At 45.1% G+C, this 19,088-nt stretch carries 16 protein-coding genes and 1 tRNA gene; 9 read left to right on the top strand and 8 right to left on the bottom strand.

The window, feature by feature from the left end:
* Positions 1-69: 69 nt before the first annotated feature.
* The 3 genes from HNY42_RS10475 to HNY42_RS10465 form a co-directional block, all read right to left on the bottom strand.
* Positions 70-435, bottom strand: coding sequence for a PilZ domain-containing protein (locus tag HNY42_RS10475; protein ID WP_255508321.1), 366 nt, complete (start codon positions 433-435; stop codon positions 70-72).
* A gap of 73 nt (positions 436-508) precedes the next feature.
* Entirely contained in the window at positions 509-1,207 is a 699-nt protein-coding gene (locus HNY42_RS10470) for a queuosine precursor transporter (protein WP_131502496.1), read from the bottom strand.
* A gap of 94 nt (positions 1,208-1,301) precedes the next feature.
* A complete protein-coding gene (locus HNY42_RS10465) occupies positions 1,302-1,781 on the bottom strand; it encodes a GNAT family N-acetyltransferase (protein ID WP_131502495.1) in 480 nt (159 codons plus the stop codon).
* 204 nt (positions 1,782-1,985) lie between these two features.
* Between HNY42_RS10465 and HNY42_RS10460 the strand changes: the two genes are divergently transcribed.
* Both HNY42_RS10460 and HNY42_RS10455 read left to right on the top strand, forming a co-directional pair.
* Entirely contained in the window at positions 1,986-2,300 is a 315-nt protein-coding gene (locus tag HNY42_RS10460) for a hypothetical protein (RefSeq protein WP_012370605.1), read from the top strand.
* 123 nt (positions 2,301-2,423) lie between these two features.
* Positions 2,424-3,140 (top strand): class I SAM-dependent methyltransferase, encoded by a 717-nt coding sequence (locus HNY42_RS10455; RefSeq protein WP_255508320.1) that lies wholly within the window; start codon positions 2,424-2,426, stop codon positions 3,138-3,140.
* A 52-nt stretch (positions 3,141-3,192) separates the two neighbouring features.
* Here the strand turns inward: HNY42_RS10455 and putP are convergent, their stop codons facing one another.
* Together putP and HNY42_RS10445 are read right to left on the bottom strand one after the other, a co-directional pair.
* Positions 3,193-4,665 (bottom strand): sodium/proline symporter PutP, encoded by a 1,473-nt coding sequence (putP, locus tag HNY42_RS10450; RefSeq protein WP_131503629.1) that lies wholly within the window; start codon positions 4,663-4,665, stop codon positions 3,193-3,195.
* Between the two features lie 338 nt (positions 4,666-5,003).
* Positions 5,004-6,182: a MalY/PatB family protein gene (locus HNY42_RS10445; protein WP_188004465.1), complete on the bottom strand. Its 1,179-nt coding sequence runs from the start codon at positions 6,180-6,182 to the stop codon at positions 5,004-5,006.
* 149 nt (positions 6,183-6,331) lie between these two features.
* Between HNY42_RS10445 and HNY42_RS10440 the strand changes: the two genes are divergently transcribed.
* From HNY42_RS10440 to HNY42_RS10425, 4 genes are all read left to right on the top strand, one after another.
* Complete coding sequence (locus tag HNY42_RS10440; RefSeq protein WP_014970552.1) at positions 6,332-6,529, top strand: hypothetical protein; 198 nt, start codon at positions 6,332-6,334, stop codon at positions 6,527-6,529.
* A 114-nt stretch (positions 6,530-6,643) separates the two neighbouring features.
* Positions 6,644-6,714: transfer RNA gene (locus HNY42_RS10435), tRNA-Thr, on the top strand.
* 92 nt (positions 6,715-6,806) lie between these two features.
* Positions 6,807-7,691 (top strand): helix-turn-helix domain-containing protein, encoded by an 885-nt coding sequence (locus HNY42_RS10430; RefSeq protein WP_131972560.1) that lies wholly within the window; start codon positions 6,807-6,809, stop codon positions 7,689-7,691.
* Between the two features lie 41 nt (positions 7,692-7,732).
* The gene (locus tag HNY42_RS10425; protein ID WP_188004464.1) at positions 7,733-8,611 is read left to right on the top strand and encodes a helix-turn-helix domain-containing protein; all 879 of its coding nucleotides are present in this window, start codon (positions 7,733-7,735) and stop codon (positions 8,609-8,611) included.
* Here the strand turns inward: HNY42_RS10425 and HNY42_RS10420 are convergent.
* On the bottom strand, positions 8,608-9,237 hold the full coding sequence (locus tag HNY42_RS10420; protein WP_131972562.1) for an FMN-dependent NADH-azoreductase: 630 nt from the start codon (positions 9,235-9,237) through the stop codon (positions 8,608-8,610). The genes HNY42_RS10425 and HNY42_RS10420 overlap by 4 nt on opposite strands.
* 411 nt (positions 9,238-9,648) lie before the next feature.
* Here HNY42_RS10420 and HNY42_RS10415 point away from each other — a divergent pair, with 411 nt between their 5' ends.
* Positions 9,649-11,226 carry a putative bifunctional diguanylate cyclase/phosphodiesterase gene (locus HNY42_RS10415; RefSeq protein ID WP_255508319.1) on the top strand — a complete coding sequence of 526 codons (1,578 nt, stop codon included), beginning with the start codon at positions 9,649-9,651 and terminating at the stop codon, positions 11,224-11,226.
* Between the two features lie 67 nt (positions 11,227-11,293).
* Here HNY42_RS10415 and HNY42_RS10410 read toward each other — a convergent pair whose 3' ends face one another.
* Together HNY42_RS10410 and HNY42_RS10405 are read right to left on the bottom strand one after the other, a co-directional pair.
* A complete protein-coding gene (locus HNY42_RS10410) occupies positions 11,294-11,980 on the bottom strand; it encodes an amino acid ABC transporter permease (RefSeq protein ID WP_131503635.1) in 687 nt (228 codons plus the stop codon).
* On the bottom strand, positions 11,977-12,819 hold the full coding sequence (locus HNY42_RS10405; protein WP_114596547.1) for a transporter substrate-binding domain-containing protein: 843 nt from the start codon (positions 12,817-12,819) through the stop codon (positions 11,977-11,979). Before HNY42_RS10405 ends, HNY42_RS10410 begins: the two co-directional genes overlap by 4 nt.
* A gap of 285 nt (positions 12,820-13,104) precedes the next feature.
* Between HNY42_RS10405 and gltB the strand changes: the two genes are divergently transcribed.
* Both gltB and HNY42_RS10395 read left to right on the top strand, forming a co-directional pair.
* Positions 13,105-17,583, top strand: coding sequence for a glutamate synthase large subunit (gltB, locus tag HNY42_RS10400; RefSeq protein WP_188004463.1), 4,479 nt, complete (start codon positions 13,105-13,107; stop codon positions 17,581-17,583).
* The gene (locus HNY42_RS10395) at positions 17,580-19,049 is read left to right on the top strand and encodes a glutamate synthase subunit beta (protein ID WP_188004462.1); all 1,470 of its coding nucleotides are present in this window, start codon (positions 17,580-17,582) and stop codon (positions 19,047-19,049) included. Before gltB ends, HNY42_RS10395 begins: the two co-directional genes overlap by 4 nt.
* The last annotated feature ends 39 nt before the right edge of the window (positions 19,050-19,088 follow it).

Raw genomic sequence — 19,088 nt, 5'->3', positions numbered from 1 at the left:
GTTGTTGAAGACCGTTCTTTCGATTAAAGAAAAGTCACGAACTTCTACTTTAAGTAAAATACACGACATTCAAGAGGTCGCTTTGACGACTTGTTTAATCGTATCGATAATCTGCTGTTGCTCATCTTTAGTTGTTTCGAGTCGTATGCCATACAAACGCTGGGAATCGAGCCATTTTTCATGCAAAATTCGTCCGTTCAGCTTCAATGGTTCGAGACCACGTATAAGAGAAAATTCGACGACAATCGACATCGAACGGTCAATCGGCAGCTTCAGCGGTGTTGCAATCGCCATGCCACTAGGTGAGATATTATGAATATTCATCGATCCAATCGGCGTCCGTTGTCCACCTTTGACAAGATAAAATTCACCAGCAACCGGTTCATCAAAATGAAACCGGAAAGATTCGTTGCGTTTGATCTTCAAGATGAACACCTCCTGATTTCCATTATCCGTTAAAAGAGGACAATCTTCTAGCGAAATGTTGAAAATCAGGAAGGTGATTGTATCAAGCTGCTAAATCTTTAGATGGAGTGGTCGGGTGAATCCTTTTAGCAAGATACATGAAAGGAGTGGCGACCCAGGCAATGACGAATTTAGCGAGATAAGTGGTAATGAAAATCTGCCACCAAATATCAAATGGTAAGTTGTGAAAGGCAATCGCACAAAACGTCAACGTATCAATCAATTGGCTGAGGACAGTCGATCCGGTTGTCCGTAACCAAAGTTTCTTTTCCCCCGTCTTTTGACGGATCTTTGAATAGATAAAGACATCAAACAATTGTGATACCAGGTAGGCAGACAAACTACCAAGCGCAATCCAAGGAAGTAAACCAAATAACAGGTTCAAAGAACTCGACATGTCTTTCGCCAGGGTGTCATTAAGTGGTGTGTACAATAAGCTGTATTGCATCAATAACGTTGTCGTGATCAATGAGAAAAATCCCATGTAGACGCCTTGCCGCGCTACTTTTTTTCCGTACTTTTCATTTAAGATGTCGGTAGCCAAATAACAACTTCCGTATACGACGTTCCCTAATGTGAAAATATAAGAATAAAGTTCAACTTGTTGTGTGACTTGGATATTGGCAATAATCGTTGCGATGGCAATCCACATCATCAAACCGGTTTTACCAAACAGACGATAACTGAGTAATAACAATCCCATCGTAAGTAAGATGGAAGGAAACCATAACCATTCGTTCATGTGAGAACTCCTTTCTGAATCATACAATCCAAAATTTTACGCTTTTTTTGGATCGATGTCAAAAAAACCGACGCCTGATTGCGTCGGTCGAGCCTCAAGGGCGTTGTAAGGAATATCGTTTACGACGACCCTTACTAAAATAATCGTCTTGTTTGACGAATCCGTTTGTCTTCAAAATTTGAGAAGCGATCTCTTGATGGGGAGACGTCGGTAAGACACGGGCACGTACTTCGTAAAGAGACAATACGTTTGATTGCTCGAGTGCCTGTTGTACTGCCTTTGTTCCAAAACCGCGACCGCTGTATGGGTCGAATATCATCAAATCAAGTTGGAAATAATGTCCCATTTTTAATAAGAGTACACGACCAATCAGTTGTTCGTCGACAAGAAGATCAAAGTAGAAGTCTTCGGAATAACTGTGTTCAACAGAATCAAAAGCGCGCTCGGCCCCGAGCTCATGGTCGTATCCTTGAATTTCCTGACGAGATAATCCGTAAGCCTGTTCGCCGTACTTTAAAAAATGTTCGAATTCAGTCTGATCTACATGACGTAGTGTTCGACGTTTTAAATCCATGACGGTGTCCTCCTCTGATCGCAATTCACTCTGCTCATTTATTATAGCGACTTCAGGAAACAAATTGCAAAAGATAGCTGGAGAAGTAAGGAACGGTAGGAAAGCGAAAAAGTAAGTTGTAAACGGATTGTGATTGTTTCAATTCGTGATGAATATGGTAAAGTAATGATGTAGACATCTGGATGCTGGAAGGGGTTGGAAAATGTGTTCACAGAACGGGATGGAATCAAATTACGCTTAGAACAAATCGAACGCTTATATTCTGATTTGAATCGGGAAGCGAAACAATTGACGGAGCGGTTACGCCAACTTGACGAACAAGGGGACGAAGTCCGTCATGATCTTGCATTAAATAAAGAAGATCGCGACCACTTGAAATCAAGTATCGATGAGACGTTGCAGGCCTTGTTACAACGGACGACTGTTGATGCCAAAGTCGAGCAGGAAAAACAAGAAGATTTAATTTCTAAAAAAGCCCTCATCGAAGATATCGAAGGGTTATTGAAGAAAAAGAAATAAGCTGGCGCAGGCTAGCTTATTTTTTTCTGGGAGTGAAACGGATTGGACAAACAAAAAGTCGTATTGACGACGTGCTTAAGGCCCACAGATGAAGTCAGGACCAGATTACAGCGACTTTATGAAATGGAGCAAACCATTGACTTCGATGTCATCGAGCGAAAAAAAATAGGACTGCAGGCACTTCACGAGCAGTATCAGCGTCCCATTCTTGTCGTGGATAAAAACCGATTGGAATATTATCCGCAAGATGCGGACAGCTCTTTTTTCTTTCATCCGTCCAGTGCGGTTTTTCGAATCAAACAATTTGACCGGAATGGTCATGATCCATTGATTACAATCGCCCGATTGCAAAAGGGGATGACAGTTCTTGATTGTACGTTAGGCTTAGGAGCGGATGCAATCGTCATGAGTCACGCAGTCGGACAGTTTGGTCAAGTTATCGGTTTAGAAAGCAATCCGGTGACAGCCTTGATCGTACGGGAAGGGTTACAACAATGGATCGAAGGATACCAACCAATCATTGATGCGATGCGACAGATTGAAGTTCAGTTGGCGGAACACTTCACGTACCTGAAGCAATGTGCCAGCAAATCAATAGATGTCATTTATTTTGATCCGATGTTTGAAAAAACCGTTTCAGAATCAACGCATCTTGACGGACTGCGACAACTGGCAAACTTTGAACCGTTGACCGAACAAGTAGTAGCCGAAGCCAAACGAGTCGCCCGACAAAGAATCGTCTTAAAAGCTCATTTTGAGAGTGAGTTATTTGAACGATACGGATTCGTGCGGACGAAACGAAAATCATCCAAACTGCATTATGGTGTCCTTGAATTATGACGACAAAACCCCTCTGAGTCAGACTCAAAGGGGTTTTACTTATTGGTTGAAATTATTCGACTGCTTCTTTTAATTCTTCTTCCATATCGTCAAATTTCTCTTGAACCGATTCAACCGGTTGTTTCGTCAAGAGACTAACGACAACTGTGAAGAATAAGCTAGTGAAGAACCCAGGTACCATCTCATAGAGTGTCGTACTGAGACCGAGCTGAACCCAAATGATGACGGTGATTGCACCGGATAACATACCGGCGAGTGCACCTTGTTTCGTCATCCGTTTCCAGTAAAGCGAAAGCAGGATGATTGGACCAAAGGCGGAACCAAAACCAGCCCAGGCATAACCGACCAGTGATAAGATCGTGGCTGACGGATTCCAGGCTAAAACGGAACCGATGACAGCGATGACCAGGACGGCAATTCGTCCTGTCAAGACGAGCTGTTTGTCTGTTGCTTTTTTATTTAAAAACGTTTTATAAAAATCTTCTGTTAAAGCACTTGATGTGACGAGCAACTGCGACGAAATCGTCGACATGATAGCGGCTAAAATCGCTGCCATCAGGAATCCTGTGATGTAAGGATGGAATAAGACGTCAGAGAAACGGATGAATACGGTCTCCGGATCGCCCAGTCCATTGCCTTGCCCTTCAAAATAAGCAATCCCGACAAGTCCTGTCATCATGGCACCGAGAATCGAGATAAACATCCAACCAATTCCGATACGACGAGCTTTTTTCAAATCTTTGACCGAACGAATGGCCATAAAACGAACAATGATGTGCGGTTGTCCGAAATAACCAAGTCCCCAGGCTAGGAATCCGATGATTCCGAGGAATGTTGTGCCTTTTAATGGATCAAACAATGTAGGATCCAGGTTTTCTGCATAGTTGTAGGCACCATCGATGCCACCGACGTCCGTTAAGGCAACGACCGGCACGAGGACAAGGGCGATGAACATGATACAACCCTGGACGAAGTCGGTCCAACTGACTGCGAGAAAACCGCCAAACAGTGTATAGGCGACGACGACCGCAATCGTCAAGAGCATACCATAATGATAATCAAAGCCGAATGAGCTTTCAAACAATTTACCGCCGGATACGATACCAGCTGATGTGTAGAAAGTGAAGAAAACGATAATGACAACTGCAGAAACAGTCCGTAAGACACGTGACGTATCTTTAAAACGATTTTCTAAGAAGTCAGGAATCGTAATTGAATCATTTGCCATTTCCGTATAAAGACGAAAACGTGGCGCTAAAATCAAATAATTTACGTAACAACCAATTAACAGTCCTAAAGCAAGCCATAAAGCAGATACACCAGTTGCGTACATGGCTCCGGGTAATCCCATCAACATCCAGCCACTCATGTCGGATGCTCCGGCGGATAGTGCCGTGACTCCGGGACCTAAGTCTCGACCACCTAACATATAATCTTCTGTGTTTGTCGTTCGCTTGTAGGCAATGTAACCGATGGCAAGCATCATGACCAGATACAAGCTGATTGAAATCCATTCTTGCGTCATAACAATAAAGCCTCCAATTAATCTTTTTTTGCGCTGTTCGTTCATCTGTCAAATAAGCACAATCGATTTGTTCCCCACCTTACAGGGTCTAAAACGACAAAGCAAGTCTTCACAATGTCATGAAAAGTGGTTTCAGCCCTCGTCTATCAAGGGGTTGGAACGGTTTTCGTCCCTCTAGAAGTTCTAATTTTCGAAATTCAGTCATGGAAATGTTGTCAAATGGCAAGGTAATCGAAATGAATGGTGTTGTCAAAAAAGGTAGAATTAAAAATTTGTCTGTATGAAAAAAGCGATTCAAGTGATATAAAAATCACTTGAATCGCGAGTGGGAACGTAACTTAATCTGTAAAGACAATCGCTTGGTAAGCCGTTTGAAGACGGTTAAGTGCTTCGTCCAACTGACTTCGCGGGCATCCGAAATTCAAGCGTTCAAACGTCGAAGCATTTTTTCCAAATGGTTCTCCGTGTGTCAGGGCAAGACCAGCCTGCTTGACTAACCAGTCAGCCCGCTCTTTCGAATTAAAAGGAAGAGCGGCACAGTCAATCCAAAGCAAGAAAGTGGCGTCCGGTGTAACGACGGTGAGACGAGGCATTTCTGTTTGAATTCGTTGTATGGCATGGTTACGGTTCTCTTCAAGGTAAACCAACAACTCCTGTAACCAGCGCTCGCTTTCCGGGTCCTCATAAGCAGCAATGATAGCTGTTGCCGCAAAAGCATTCGGATGCACGAAGTTCGCCTGTTGCACCTGCTCGATTTTAAGACGCAAGTCAGCGTTCGGTACAATCAGATAAGAAGCATAAAGTCCCGGGATATTGAATGTTTTAGATGGAGCACTGACCAGTATTACCTGATCGTAATCAAACGCGATAATCGGATGATGCGTTACATTCGAAAACAGCAAATCGGCATGGATTTCATCCGACAAGACGTAGACACCGTATTGTTTAGCAAGTGCAACCAATCGTTTCAATTCATCGAAGCTGAACACGCGACCGGTCGGGTTATGCGGATTACATAAAATGATCATGCGTGCTGACTTCATCTGTTGTTCGAGCAATGTAAAGTCGATTTCATACCGGTCATTCTGTAAAGAAAGCGGATTTTCGACTAAACGTCGTCCGTTCGCTTCTATAACATGATGGAAAGGGGGATAGACAGGAGTCTGGATGATAATTTCATCATTTTCTTCCGTCAATGCTAATACACTATGTGCGAGTGCGGGAACGACGCCGCTCGAATAGAGGATCGTTGCCGGATCGACCGATTGGTCATAACGTTTGTCAAACCAATGTTGAATGGCATGTTTTGCTTTTTCTTCGAACAGAGAATAGCCGAAGTTGCCGCTTGCAGCCCGTCTTGTCAAAGCTTTCGTTATCGAGTCGGCAGGACGGACATCCATATCTGCAACCCACATCGGAATCAGTTGATCCGATCCGAACAGTTGTTTCAAACCATCCCATTTGGCGGACCCGGTTTGTCTTTTCTCTAAAACTTCATCAAACATATGCTCATTCATTTTGTTCAATCCTTTCGATATAAACTTAACTATATCTTCACAGTACCGAACAGGTCTCATTTCGGCAAGTTAGAAAAATAGAGGTTTTAAAAAAAGGGCGCATGGGAAAACTCAATATCGTACACAAAAAAAAGGACGGGGTGGATTTTATGTTACATTCAAAAGTGTTAGTAGGACGATCACCAGAAGAACTCGAAGAACGACTTAATCATTTCTTTGAGGAAAATGGTGTCGGTTCAAATTCAATCATCACACTTAAATTCTCGACATTCGTCGCATCGAAAGCGGATGAACATTATTCTGTGTTGATTGTCTTTGATAACTCATTAACTAAAACAGTCCTTTAATGCATCATGAAACAGTTAGGGGGAAGTAAATTTCCCTTAACTGCTTTTTTTGTATTTTCTTGAAAAAGTTGATATTCATTTAGGCTTACGTTATACTAATATTAGAAAAAACAGGCTTCCGTAGGTTAATGGCAGACCTCAGCAATGGTAATGCTGCAGTGCGAGTTCGATTCTCGCCGGAAGCATCAAAATAAACAGGTCTTCCGTCACAAGTCAATCACTTGAACGGAGGACCTGTTTTTGTTTAGAACAGGGACTGATCTTGAAGGAGACATCCATGAATCAATTAAATATTTCGATTGGTAACGAAATTAAGCGGATCCGGCAAGAACGAAATTGGACACAAGCTGAACTGTGCCAGGGAATTTGTAGTCAGGCAGAAATCAGTAAAATCGAGAATGGACGTAATTCACCGACGGTTGATTTATTACAACAACTTGCAGAACGGTTACACACTCCGGTCTCGTCTTTTTTTATAAATGAAAACAAAAAAACAAATTTTCGCATGATTGATCAAGAAATAATTCAACTTACGCGCCTAAACCGTTATTCTGAAATATTTCTACAGATTGATCAATATCTGATAACAGAAACGGATAAAGAAATTAGCATTTTATTGCGCTATCACAAATTGATCATTGAAGAAAAAACAAACATCATTGATTACCGAACGTGTATTTCACAACTTTTGAATATAACTGCAGAAGAAAAATTAATTGAAGAATCGTTTCTACTATACTTAAGAATTCAGATGTCGATTGCGATTTTATATACGAACTATGGTGAGTACCGCCATGCGGATTCAATTTATTCAATGTTGTTTAAGATTGACTATCATACGGTCGAATATAAAAAAATGAAATTGAAGATTTTATACAATTACATCCGAAACTTAATCAAACAAAAAGATTTTTCTGCGATCTTAAAAGAAACTGAGACGGCGATTAATGAAAGTAATCATTTGGATGATTTAAGTTATCTCGGACACTTTTATTATCAGCGGGGATACGCATTGGAACAGTTAAACAGCTCCTTAGAGTTGATTCAAGAAGCATACACGCTTGCCTACGGAATCTTTTTGGCTACAGAAAACACTTCGTTTGCGACCATATTAGAGGATCACTTATCAGATGTGATGTATTTTTCATTAAAATCAATCTAGGAACTAGTCATGCAACAATAGTCAGAAGAGAAAGGTAAATTATGATGAAATCATTGCCTCACATGATTGGAAATGAAATCAAACGGATTCGTAAAGAAAAGAAAATGACACAAAAAGAATTGTGTGATGGGATATGTAGTCAGGCAGAAATCAGTAAGATTGAAAATGGACGTAATTCGCCAACAATCGATTTGTTACAACAAATTGCCAAGCGATTGCGCGTGCCGCTTTCTTTACTATTCCGGGATCAATTAGAGAGTGACACCTTTCGAGAGACTGATAACCATTTATCGAGTCTGTTTCGGGAGAAAAAATATCAAGAGATGAAACAAGAATTATCGAAAAATGATGCAACGCATCATAACGAAATCCTTTTGCTAAAAGCGTATTTTTCAATACTTTTAGAGGTGAAAACAGATAAAATTGATTACCGTACTGCTTCCACTTTATTATCACGATTGACGGATCGGGAAGATATTTGGTACGAATCGCCCAAGATGTATATTCGAATAAAGATGGCCATCTCGAATTTATACGCAGAAAATGAGCAGTACCATCTGGCTGAAAAAGTATATGAAGAATTGGAACAATTGACGTACGATACGGAAGAATTGAAAAAACAATTGATCAAGATTTATTACAACCATTCTCAATTGTTAACCTATGAGAAAAAATACGAAGCCGGCTTAAAAATAACGGAAAAAGGATTAAGCTATAGCTTATCGTTAAATGATGCTTCTTTCGTCGCTCATTTTTATTATCAACGTGGTTATTTTTATGAGGTGATGATGACTGACGATAGCTCACCCATTCAACGTGACTATACGATAGCATATGCTTTGTTTCGTGCATTTCATCTACACACATATGAAGAAATCGTTCTTAAAGGAAAAGAACGATTTCTACTGTTTACATTTTAAAATGTTCCCCCGGCCTTCTCACATGCAGAGAGGGCTTTTTTGACGAGTTCCTCCGCCCGGTCAGGATATTGCTGATGTCCTTCCAGGATAATGGTCTGGACATCTTCAATCCCGAAGAAACGAAGGATATCGAGCATGTAACGAACGGCATGTTCGGAATCAGCTTTATCCGCTGTAGAATAGTCCCCGCCGCGTGAATGCAGCAACAAAACTTGTTTGCCCGTTACTAAGCCGACAGACCCTTCTGCTGTATAACGAAACGTCTGACCTGCTTGTGCAAGATAGTCCATATAATTATGAAGCGGAGCCGGAACGGTCAGATTCCACATCGGGAAAGAAAAAACGACTTTATCCGAGTCGAGAAACCCGGTCAGATATTCTTGTAATTTGTCGAGCGGCACATGTTCATCGGTCTCGACGGATTCTCCACGAAATAGTTTGGCGGCAGCAGTGGCGAGACGTAAATCAAAAAACGGTAACCGTTCCTCGAATAAATTGAGTACGACGACTTCATCATCCGGATGATGTGTCCGGTAACTCGCGAGAAACGCTTCGTTCATGTGCGAGCTGATTCCTTTCTTTTGATGGGTACTATCATTTGCTTCAATAAATAACAAACGGCTCATGACATAACACTCCTTTCAATCTTTACTAGTCAAATACCCGATTGAAGACTTCTTTAGACGTGGGAGAATGAAAAGCAAATTGATGGAGGATTTAGGTTTTAATTCCAACTTGATAAGGAAAAGGAAAGGATGAATTGACGGAAAAGAGGGGATGATATGAAGGCGCATAACCGTCCTTCATCAGCAAATCTTCACTATCATCGCGAAGTAAACGCAAATTATCGGCTGTTCGGAATGATTATTTTTGTGCTGACTACTTGCGGTGCCGCTCTGTATGTTTTTTCAAGTAGCATCAGTCAAACTGGGTTGGAGCGGTCTGTCGGATGGCGGGCATTTCTAATTTTTATCGTGGGTGTAGTTCAATTTTTAATTGGAAAAAGTAATCTGACCGATCGATGGAAACCCCATGTGATGTCGAGCGTCTTCTTATTGATACCTTTCATCTACTATCCATACATCGACAATGGAGCACAGACGGTTTGGGCAGCCTCGTTGTTGTTTGTCTTGACGTCTCTTGTCGTGATCAATCGGACGATGTTGCTGTATGCGACGGGAATCAGTGTCCTGTCCCTGTTGTATGTCTGGTTAAAAGCACCGACAGGAATCTCGACCTTTAGTTTGACTGATCATATCGCGCGAATTGGATTGATTCTGATTGCTACACTCATCAGTCTGTTGATTCATAGACAATATGTCACGCATTTAGAAAGAAACATCGATTACCTGACACGATTAAAAGAACAAGCTTTCTTCGATCCGGTTACGGAACTGGCGAATCGGTCCTTTTTTGTCATTGAAACGGAGAAAAAAGCAGTTACAGGAGATATCATCTGTCTGATTGACTTGGATGATTTTAAGACAGTTAATGATGCATTCGGTTACCGGACGGGGGATCGGACGCTTCATGTTATCGGCAAGCGCTTGATGACCCGTTTTTCGGACTGTATCGTGGCGAAAGCGAGTGGAAGTGCTTTTTTATTACATGCAACATCTACGCCACCGCATCAACTATGTGATGAGATTTTAGCCAGTATTTCTGAACGTGTTCAGATTGATTTTAAGCAAATCAATGTAACGGCAAGCATCGGGGTTTCGTTCGTCAACGGGGAATCGATTGATCACGTCATCAATGATGCCGAGATTGCTTTGTTTACGGCAAAGTCAAATCGGAAAAATACGTTTGCGATTACGGATCAGGTAACCCAAAATGAACGCAAACGAGCAATGCAACTGACACGGGATCTGTATGATGCTGATCTTGACCGGGACTTTTTTGTGTTGTTTCAACCACAAGTCAGCGCAGCAACTCACCGCATCACGGGTGCTGAAGCACTAGTCCGGTGGAATCATCCGAAATATGGGCTGATTTCGCCACTGGAATTCATTCCGTTGGCAGAACGGACACGATTCATCGAAACACTTGGGGGATGGGTAATGCGTAAAGCCTGCCGGCAAGGACAGCAGTGGTTGGAACAAGGACGAAAACCAATAACGATTGCCGTTAATGTCTCGCCTTGGCAGTTGCGGCAAGAAGACTTTACCGAAAAGGTATTGGAGATTTTACGAACGACCGGTTTTCCGCCTTACTTATTGGAAATTGAAATGACGGAACATATTTTTATCGAAGGAACGGTACAAATCATCAAAACCTTAAATGAATTGCATCTTCACGGGATCCGGATTGCGCTTGACGATTTCGGAACGGGCTTTTCATCGATGCAGACGCTCGTCGAATTACCTTTCGATCAGTTAAAAATTCCGAAAGAGATTGTCCGGGCGGCGATTGACTCGGAAGAAAAACGAGCCATCGTCGAGACAATCATTCAGCTGGGAAGTCGATTGAAGATGACAATTGTCGCGGAAGGAATTGAAGCGATGGTAGAAGCGGAACTTTTGACAGGATTAGGGTGTCAGACGCTTCAAGGCTATTTGTTCCATAAACCATTGGAAGCGTTATCAATTGAACCATTACTCGAGTTAGAAGCCTAATACAAAAGCTCAACCATTTTCACTTTCGTCACGAGACGTCTGTAGAAAACGGTTGAGCTTTTGCACGTTATAAATAGCGGGCGAAACGCCGTTCGAGCATTTCCTGACCGGCAGCGATGACGGCACAGATTCCCCAGTAAATGAAGGCGATGACAAAATAAACTGTCATGTAGTCGAACTCCCGTCCACCGACAATCTTTGCCCGTTGAAAAATCTCCGGGACTGTAATCATGGCGGCAAGCGAAGAGGCTTTCACCAAATCAAGAAGGACATTTGACAGCGGAGGAATTGCCAGTCGAACAGCCTGAGGCAAGATGATGCCGACGAACACACGGTATCTGGAAAGTCCTAGTGATTGGGCAGCCTCCTGTTGACCACGGTCCACCGACAAAAGGGATGAACGAATGATTTCAGCCATATAGGCAGCGCTGTTCAGACTGAAGCCGGCAATGGCAGCGGTCAAGGCATCCAGTTGAATGTTGATGACCGGTAAACCAAAATAAAACATGAATAATAAGACAAGAATCGGGACACCGCGCATAAATGAAATATAGAGGGTGGCAATCGTCCGTAACAGTCGTGATGTGGATAACCGAGCCAAAGCCAGTAACAAGCCGAGCCCAAGGCCGATCACCATACTGAGAATCGAAATCCAAAGAGTATGACTAAGACCACCTAAGATGTAAGGAAACGCTTCTCGTGCTAATTCTGGATTAAAGACGGACCGCCATTCAATTTCAAAGAAGCTGTTCAATTCACGTCAACGAGCGTCGTCTTGATATCCGGCATTTTCGAGACGTCTTTGTTGGCGTAAAATGTTTTCGACAGTTTAGCAAGCGTTCCATCTTTCTTCATCTTGTCGATTTCAGCATTGATGTTCGACTGTAATTCTTTGTTATCTAAATCCATGATGAGTCCGACTTGACTTGGATTGTAGGCGATATCAGGATGAATCGTAATGTCGAAATCTTTAAAGAAATCGACAGCTAAACTTTGTAAATAGTAATCGTTTAAGATGACATCTGTCCGTCCGTTGGAAACATCACGCAAATATTGATCATTCGTCGCATTATCATAGGTGACTTCTTTTGCACCGAATTTCTTAGCGACTTGCATATAGGTCGTCGTCGCTTCCCCCGCTGCTTTTTTGCCTTTTAAATCTTCCAGAGACTTGATGCCGGATAAATCACTTTTACGGACAATCGCCGTCCCGTACGTATATTTGTATGGTTTAGAGAAGGCGAACTTTCCTTTACGTTCATCGGTAATCGTAATATCATTGGCGGCTAAATCAACTTGACCAGTGTTTACACTCGTCAACATACCGTCAAAAGACATTTCTTTAAATGCCACCTTCAAATCAAGACGTTTAGCAATCTCTTTGACGACTTCGACATCAAAGCCGGTTAATTTATTGCTTTTTTCTTCATGGAATGAGGTCGGATAAAGTGTACCAGCCGTTGCAACTGTCAAGGTTCCTTCTTTTTGAATCTTATCGTATGCGGTCATTTGTTTTTCTTCCTGACCACATGCACTAAGGACCAGGGCAGTTCCTGCAATCAAGAGACCCGTCCATTTCACAGAGTTTTTCATCGTTTCAATTCTCCTTTTCCTAACAAGCACTGATAATTTATTTTCTATTTAAAAGTACCATGGAAAATGGAATTGGCGCAAAAAAGAATAGCCTCTTGAAAAATATTTTATTCAAAAAAAATATTCACCTATATGTAAGCGTTATCATCAAGAAGAGACGGCCTATCAAGGGATTTGAAGAACCGGATTTTAGAAATATACATGGTGGCGAATAAACATAAAAGAGTGTAATGTATATTTTAACAGAATATACAGAAAATTTAGAACGGTTAGGAGCGTGGTAATATGTCATTTCATCAAATGCCGCAACGGCAAGGACTATATGATCCGAGACAAGAACACGATGCGTGTGGAATCGGGGTTTATGCTCATCGGACGGGACGAGTAAGTCATGAAATCGTTCAAAACGCCTTGAAGATGTTGTGTCAGATGGAACATCGGGGGGGACAAGGTAGTGATGCCAAAACAGGCGATGGAGCCGGCGTCCTCACACAAATACCAGATCGTCTCTTCCGCCAAACGTTACGAAATATCAACTTGCCACGCAGTGGGGACTACGGGGTAATGATGATGTTTTTGCCGCGGGAAGACCGCTTGCGTCAACGGTTGGAACGTGTTTTGGAATCGATTATTTTATCAGAAGGACAAGGGTTAATTGAGTGGCGAACTGTCCCGGTTACGAACACGGTGATCGGTGATAAAGCGCGTCAAACGGAACCCGTCATCCGGCAATGCTTTATTGAAGCCAAAAACGTCGAAGGATTAGCGTTCGAGCGGACACTGTTTTTGATTCGTCGACTGTTTGAGCGAGAAGCGGAGCAACTCGGTATCGAACAATACGTCTTAAGCAGCTCCAGCGAGACGATTGTCTACAAAGGACTGGTGACGACGGATCAACTCGGTTTGTATTTTGATGATTTGCAGGATGAACGGTACCAGTCTGGTTTCGCGATCGTCCACTCTAGATTCAGTACGAACACCTTTCCGAGCTGGAAACGTGCCCATCCTAACCGTTATCTCATCCATAATGGAGAAATCAATACATTACAAGGGAATGTCCGGGCAATGCGGAGCCGTGAAAACGGATTGGCCAAGACGACGTACGGCCGTCGGGCGAAAGATGTCTTACCGATTTTGGACGAATCGGGCAGTGACTCCTCGATGCTTGATAATGCGTTCGAGTTTTTATATCTGTCTGGATTGACGCTGGCAGAAACAGCATTGATGCTCGTGCCGGAACCGTTCGAACATGCAGAGGTCCGGCCGGCAAAGCGGGCGTATTATGAATATCACAGCAGTATGATGGAACCGTGGGATGGTCCGTCAGCGATTGTCTTCACGAACGGGAAACAGATTGGGGCGACACTTGACCGGAATGGTCTGCGACCTGCTCGGTACATGATGATGCGGGACGGTCATTTCATGTTATCTTCAGAATCCGGTGTTCTGCCGGTAGCTGAACACGATATCTTATTTAAGAAACGCCTTGTTCCGGGAGAACTGTTATTGCTTGATTTTGCGTCCGGCCAATTGATTTCAGATGAAGAGGTCAAGCGTGAACTCGCGATGCGCCATCCCTATGCCGAGTGGTTGGCGGAAGAGATGATAAAATTACCGGCAGACGTGAAAACGGAAGAGATCTCGAATCTCGGAACGTTACAACGGTTGTTTGGTTACACACGGGAAGACATCGATCAGTATTTGATTCCGCTGGTGGAAGAGAAAAAAGATCCGTTAGGTGCGATGGGGACGGATATCCCGCTTGCTGTGCTGAGTGAACGGCCGCAATCCTTGTTCCGGTATTTTAAACAGCTATTCGCGCAGGTGACGAATCCGCCGATCGATGCGTTGCGGGAACAAATCGTTACGTCGACGATGACCTGGCTCGGTCAGCAAGGGGAACTGTTGACGCCGAACCGGCAGAATTGCCGTCGGATTCGTCTCACATCCCCGGTTCTCACGCCATCGGAAGCTGCGGCCTTAAAGCAGACGAAACTCGTTCACAAGACGCTTTCGACCGTATTTGACGGTCCGCTTGAGGAAACACTCGAAGCGTTACTCGAGCAAGCTGTCCATGCCGTCCGAGGGGGCTGTGAACTGTTGATTCTTTCCGACCAGAATGTCCGGCCGGGTGCTGTCCCGATGCCGATCCTGCTTGTCACAAGTGCTGTCCATCATCATTTGATACGGGAAGGTCTGCGGACGAAAGTCAGTTTAATCATCGAAGGTGGTGAAATCCGGGAAGTCCATCATTTTGCCGCCTTGCTCGGATACGGAGCCGATGCCATTCATCCTTACCTTGTCTATGCGACGTTACAAGATGCCGTTGTCGAAACGATGCCTGACTATGCGGAGCGATACCGGTCCGCAGTGACAGAGGGTGTGGTCAAAGTCATGTCGAAGATGGGCATTTCGACGGTCTTCAGTTACCGGGGGGCTCAAATTTTTGAGGCTGTCGGGATTGCCGAAGAGGTCATCGACCGTTACTTCACAGGAACTGTCTCGCAACTCGACGGTTTGAACTTGTCACTGATTGAACAGGAAGCTCTTCGTCAACATGAAGAAGGAATCAGACGGACACACCTTGAGTCAGGCAGTGTCTTCCGCTATCGGCACGACGGAGAACATCATGCGTTCAACCCGGCAACGATTCATTTACTGCAACATGCTTGCCGAACCGGTCGGTATGACTTGTTCAAAACCTATTCTTCCCGGATCCAGGAAGAACCGGCGACGTTTTTGCGTCACCTCATGTCTTTCCGGGAAACGACTCCGATTCCGCTTGAAGAAGTTGAACCGGTCAGCGAAATCGTCAAGTATTTCAAGACGGGAGCCATGTCTTACGGTTCGCTGTCCAAAGAGGCACACGAGACGTTAGCGATTGCGATGAACCGGCTCGGCGGGAAAAGTAACAGCGGTGAAGGCGGTGAGGAAGAGGAACGGTATCATTTGGATGAAAACGGTGATTCCCGGATGAGCCGGATCAAACAGATTGCATCTGGTCGATTCGGTGTCACGAGCGATTACCTCGTCCATGCCGACGAACTGCAAATCAAGGTCGCACAAGGAGCAAAGCCGGGAGAAGGCGGGCAGCTGCCGGGAGAAAAAGTTTACCCGTGGATTGCCCGTGTCCGGGCCTCGACACCCGGTGTCGGATTGATTTCACCTCCACCCCACCATGATATTTATTCGATTGAAGATTTGGCGCAGTTGATTCACGACTTGAAACGAGCGAATGATCAGGCGCGGATCAGTGTTAAGCTAGTCGCCAAAGGCGGTGTCGGAACGATTGCTGCCGGCGTCGCCAAAGGATTGGCCGATGTCATTGTCATCAGCGGTCATGACGGAGGGACCGGTGCTTCACCGAAGACCAGCATTCAACATACGGGATTACCGTGGGAACTGGGCTTGGCCGAAACCCATCAGACACTTGCATTAAACGGATTACGGGACCGGGTCGTTTTGGAAACGGATGGAAAGTTATTGACGGGACGCGATGTCATCATCGCTGCGATGCTCGGAGCCAATGAATACGGGTTTGCAACGGCACCGTTAATTGCCGTCGGCTGTATCATGATGCGGGCCTGCCACCTCGATACGTGTCCGGTTGGTGTCGCGACACAAGATCCGAAATTACGTGAGAAATTTACAGGATCGGCGGATTATGTCGTCCATTTCATGGAATTTGTCGCCGAAGAAGTCCGTGAATATTTAGCACAACTCGGTGTGAGACGTTTAGCCGATTTAGTCGGTCGGACCGATCTGTTAGAAACGTCCAACCGGATGAAGACGCACTGGAAAGCTTCCAGTCTCGATTTATCCCGACTGTTCGTCATGCCGGGTTATTCGGCAGAGAACCGGCAGTATCAACAGCATTACGTCTCGGCTTCATTTGACGGACGGGAACTGGAAACTGTCATCACGGATGAATCCTTTACGGAACAACAAACCTTTGCCTTCCCGATCACCAATATAGACCGGGCAATCGGAACGAATACCGGATCACGTTTGACACGGCTCTACGGCGCAATGGGGCTTCCGACGGATCGGTTAACGCTGAATCTGACAGGTTCAGCCGGTCAAAGTCTTGGGGCGTATATTCCACGCGGCATGACATTGAATGTGTCAGGAGATGCCAACGACTACGTCGGCAAGGGATTATCAGGGGGTGTCATCGCCGTTCGTCCGCAGGCAAAATCCAGTTTTGTCTCTTCTGATCAGGTCATCATCGGAAATGTCGCACTGTACGGAGCGACAAGCGGCGAACTTTACGTCAATGGTCAAGCGGGGGAACGATTTGCTGTCCGGAACAGCGGAGCAACCGCGGTCGTTGAAGGGATCGGAAATCATGGTCTCGAATATATGACGGGCGGAAGTGTCGTCATCTTGGGTGATGTCGGACTGAACTTCGCGGCCGGAATGTCGGGTGGCGTCGCGTACGTCTTGCCAAAAGATGTTACACGTTTTGAGGCCCGGATCAATCGGGAACTCGTCGTAACGGGAGCTGTTTCTGACCCGGAAGAAGCAACACGCTTAAAATCGTTTATCGAGCGGCATGTTGCGCGGACGAACAGTGAACAAGGTCATGCCATCCTGGCAAACTGGGATCATGTCCTCAGCTCATTCATCCGTGTCATCCCGACGACCTACCAAGCTGTGACGACTCTGATGGCAGGCTACGCGCAACAGGGACACAATACAGAAGAAGCGATGTTGCTGGCATTTGAGACGCATATCGGACGCGGAACAGGAGGGGAAAAATGAAGAGACGGGATCAATTTATGAACGTTCCTCGCCAGGCAGGCAAGGAACGTGACAGCAGGGAAAGAGTTGGCGATTTTAATGAGTACAAAGAACGTTTTTCTGAATCGGAAGCGTCGGAGCAGGCCAGCCGTTGCATGGATTGCGGGACACCGTTTTGCCATGTCGGTGAGACGTATGGACAAGTCAAAATCGGGTGTCCGGTCTACAATTTGATTCCGGAATGGAACGTGCTGGTCGAACAGGGAAATTTCCACGAAGCCCTGCAGCGGCTCCAAGAGACAAATAACTTCCCGGAATTCACAGGCCGTGTCTGTCCCGCGCCGTGTGAAGGATCGTGCACCCTCTCGATCAACGAACCTGCTGTCACGATCAAACAGATCGAACGGACCATCATCGATATCGGTTTTGAAAAAGGATGGGTCCAACCGCGTATTCCGTCGGTCAGAAGTCAACACCGAATTGCAATTGTCGGTTCAGGGCCGGCCGGCTTAGCGGCAGCCGATCAATTGAACCAAGCGGGGCATCAAGTGACGGTGTTTGAACGGGAAGACCAAATTGGTGGATTATTGACATACGGGATTCCGGCGATGAAACTTTCGAAAGACATCGTTGCCCGTCGTGTCCGCTTGCTTGAGACGGAAGGTATCACGTTCAAAACCGGTGTCACGATCGGTCTTGATCTATCACTGGATCAACTAGAAGCCGATTACGATGCCGTCATCCTTTGTGTCGGCGCAACTGAACCAAGAAAAATACCGGACGCTCCGAGTAGTGGCGTCGGATACGCGATGGAATATTTGACAAGCGTGACGCGGAAACTTTTGACAGGACAAGCGTTAATCGACCTGCATGATACACGGGGGAAAGATGTCCTCGTCATCGGAGGCGGTGACACGGGAGCAGACTGTGTAGCGACGGCACTGCGGCAAGGATGCCGCTCCGTCGTCCAGTTCGGGAAACACGAGATGCCGGGTTCGGAACGCACACCGGACAACATGTGGCCGGATACACCGAACCTGTACAGCCTCGATTATGGTTATGAGGAAGCCCTCGTTCAATTTGGTCGTGATCCACGAGAATACTTGATTACGATTGAGCGTTACACGACGGATGAAGCCGGACGATTAACCGGCGTCTGGACGATTCATAATGAAAAAATCCGCCATGGCGATGGACGGGTTGAGTTTCAGAAGCTTCTGGGCACCGAAAAATATTATCCGGTCGATACGATGTTGATTGCAATCGGGTTCAGCGGTGTCGAGCAGGATGTTCTACGTCATCTACCGGTTGAGACACAAAACGGGAAGATTAAAACGCGGTCGTACGCGACCGGCCGACCGGGTGTATTTGCCGCCGGCGATGCCCGGCGCGGTCAGTCATTGATTGTTTGGGCGATCCGGGAAGGACGGGAAGTTGCTGAAAAAGTTGAGCAACACCTCCTGAGCTTGCACCAGCAAACCGGTTGATCAGTAGTGAAATCAAAAAACGTTCGAGACTCCTCAGGC

Source organism: Exiguobacterium sp. Helios (genome assembly GCF_014524545.1).
Classification (GTDB): domain Bacteria; phylum Bacillota; class Bacilli; order Exiguobacteriales; family Exiguobacteriaceae; genus Exiguobacterium_A.
This window is presented reverse-complemented; position numbering and strand designations above follow the sequence as displayed.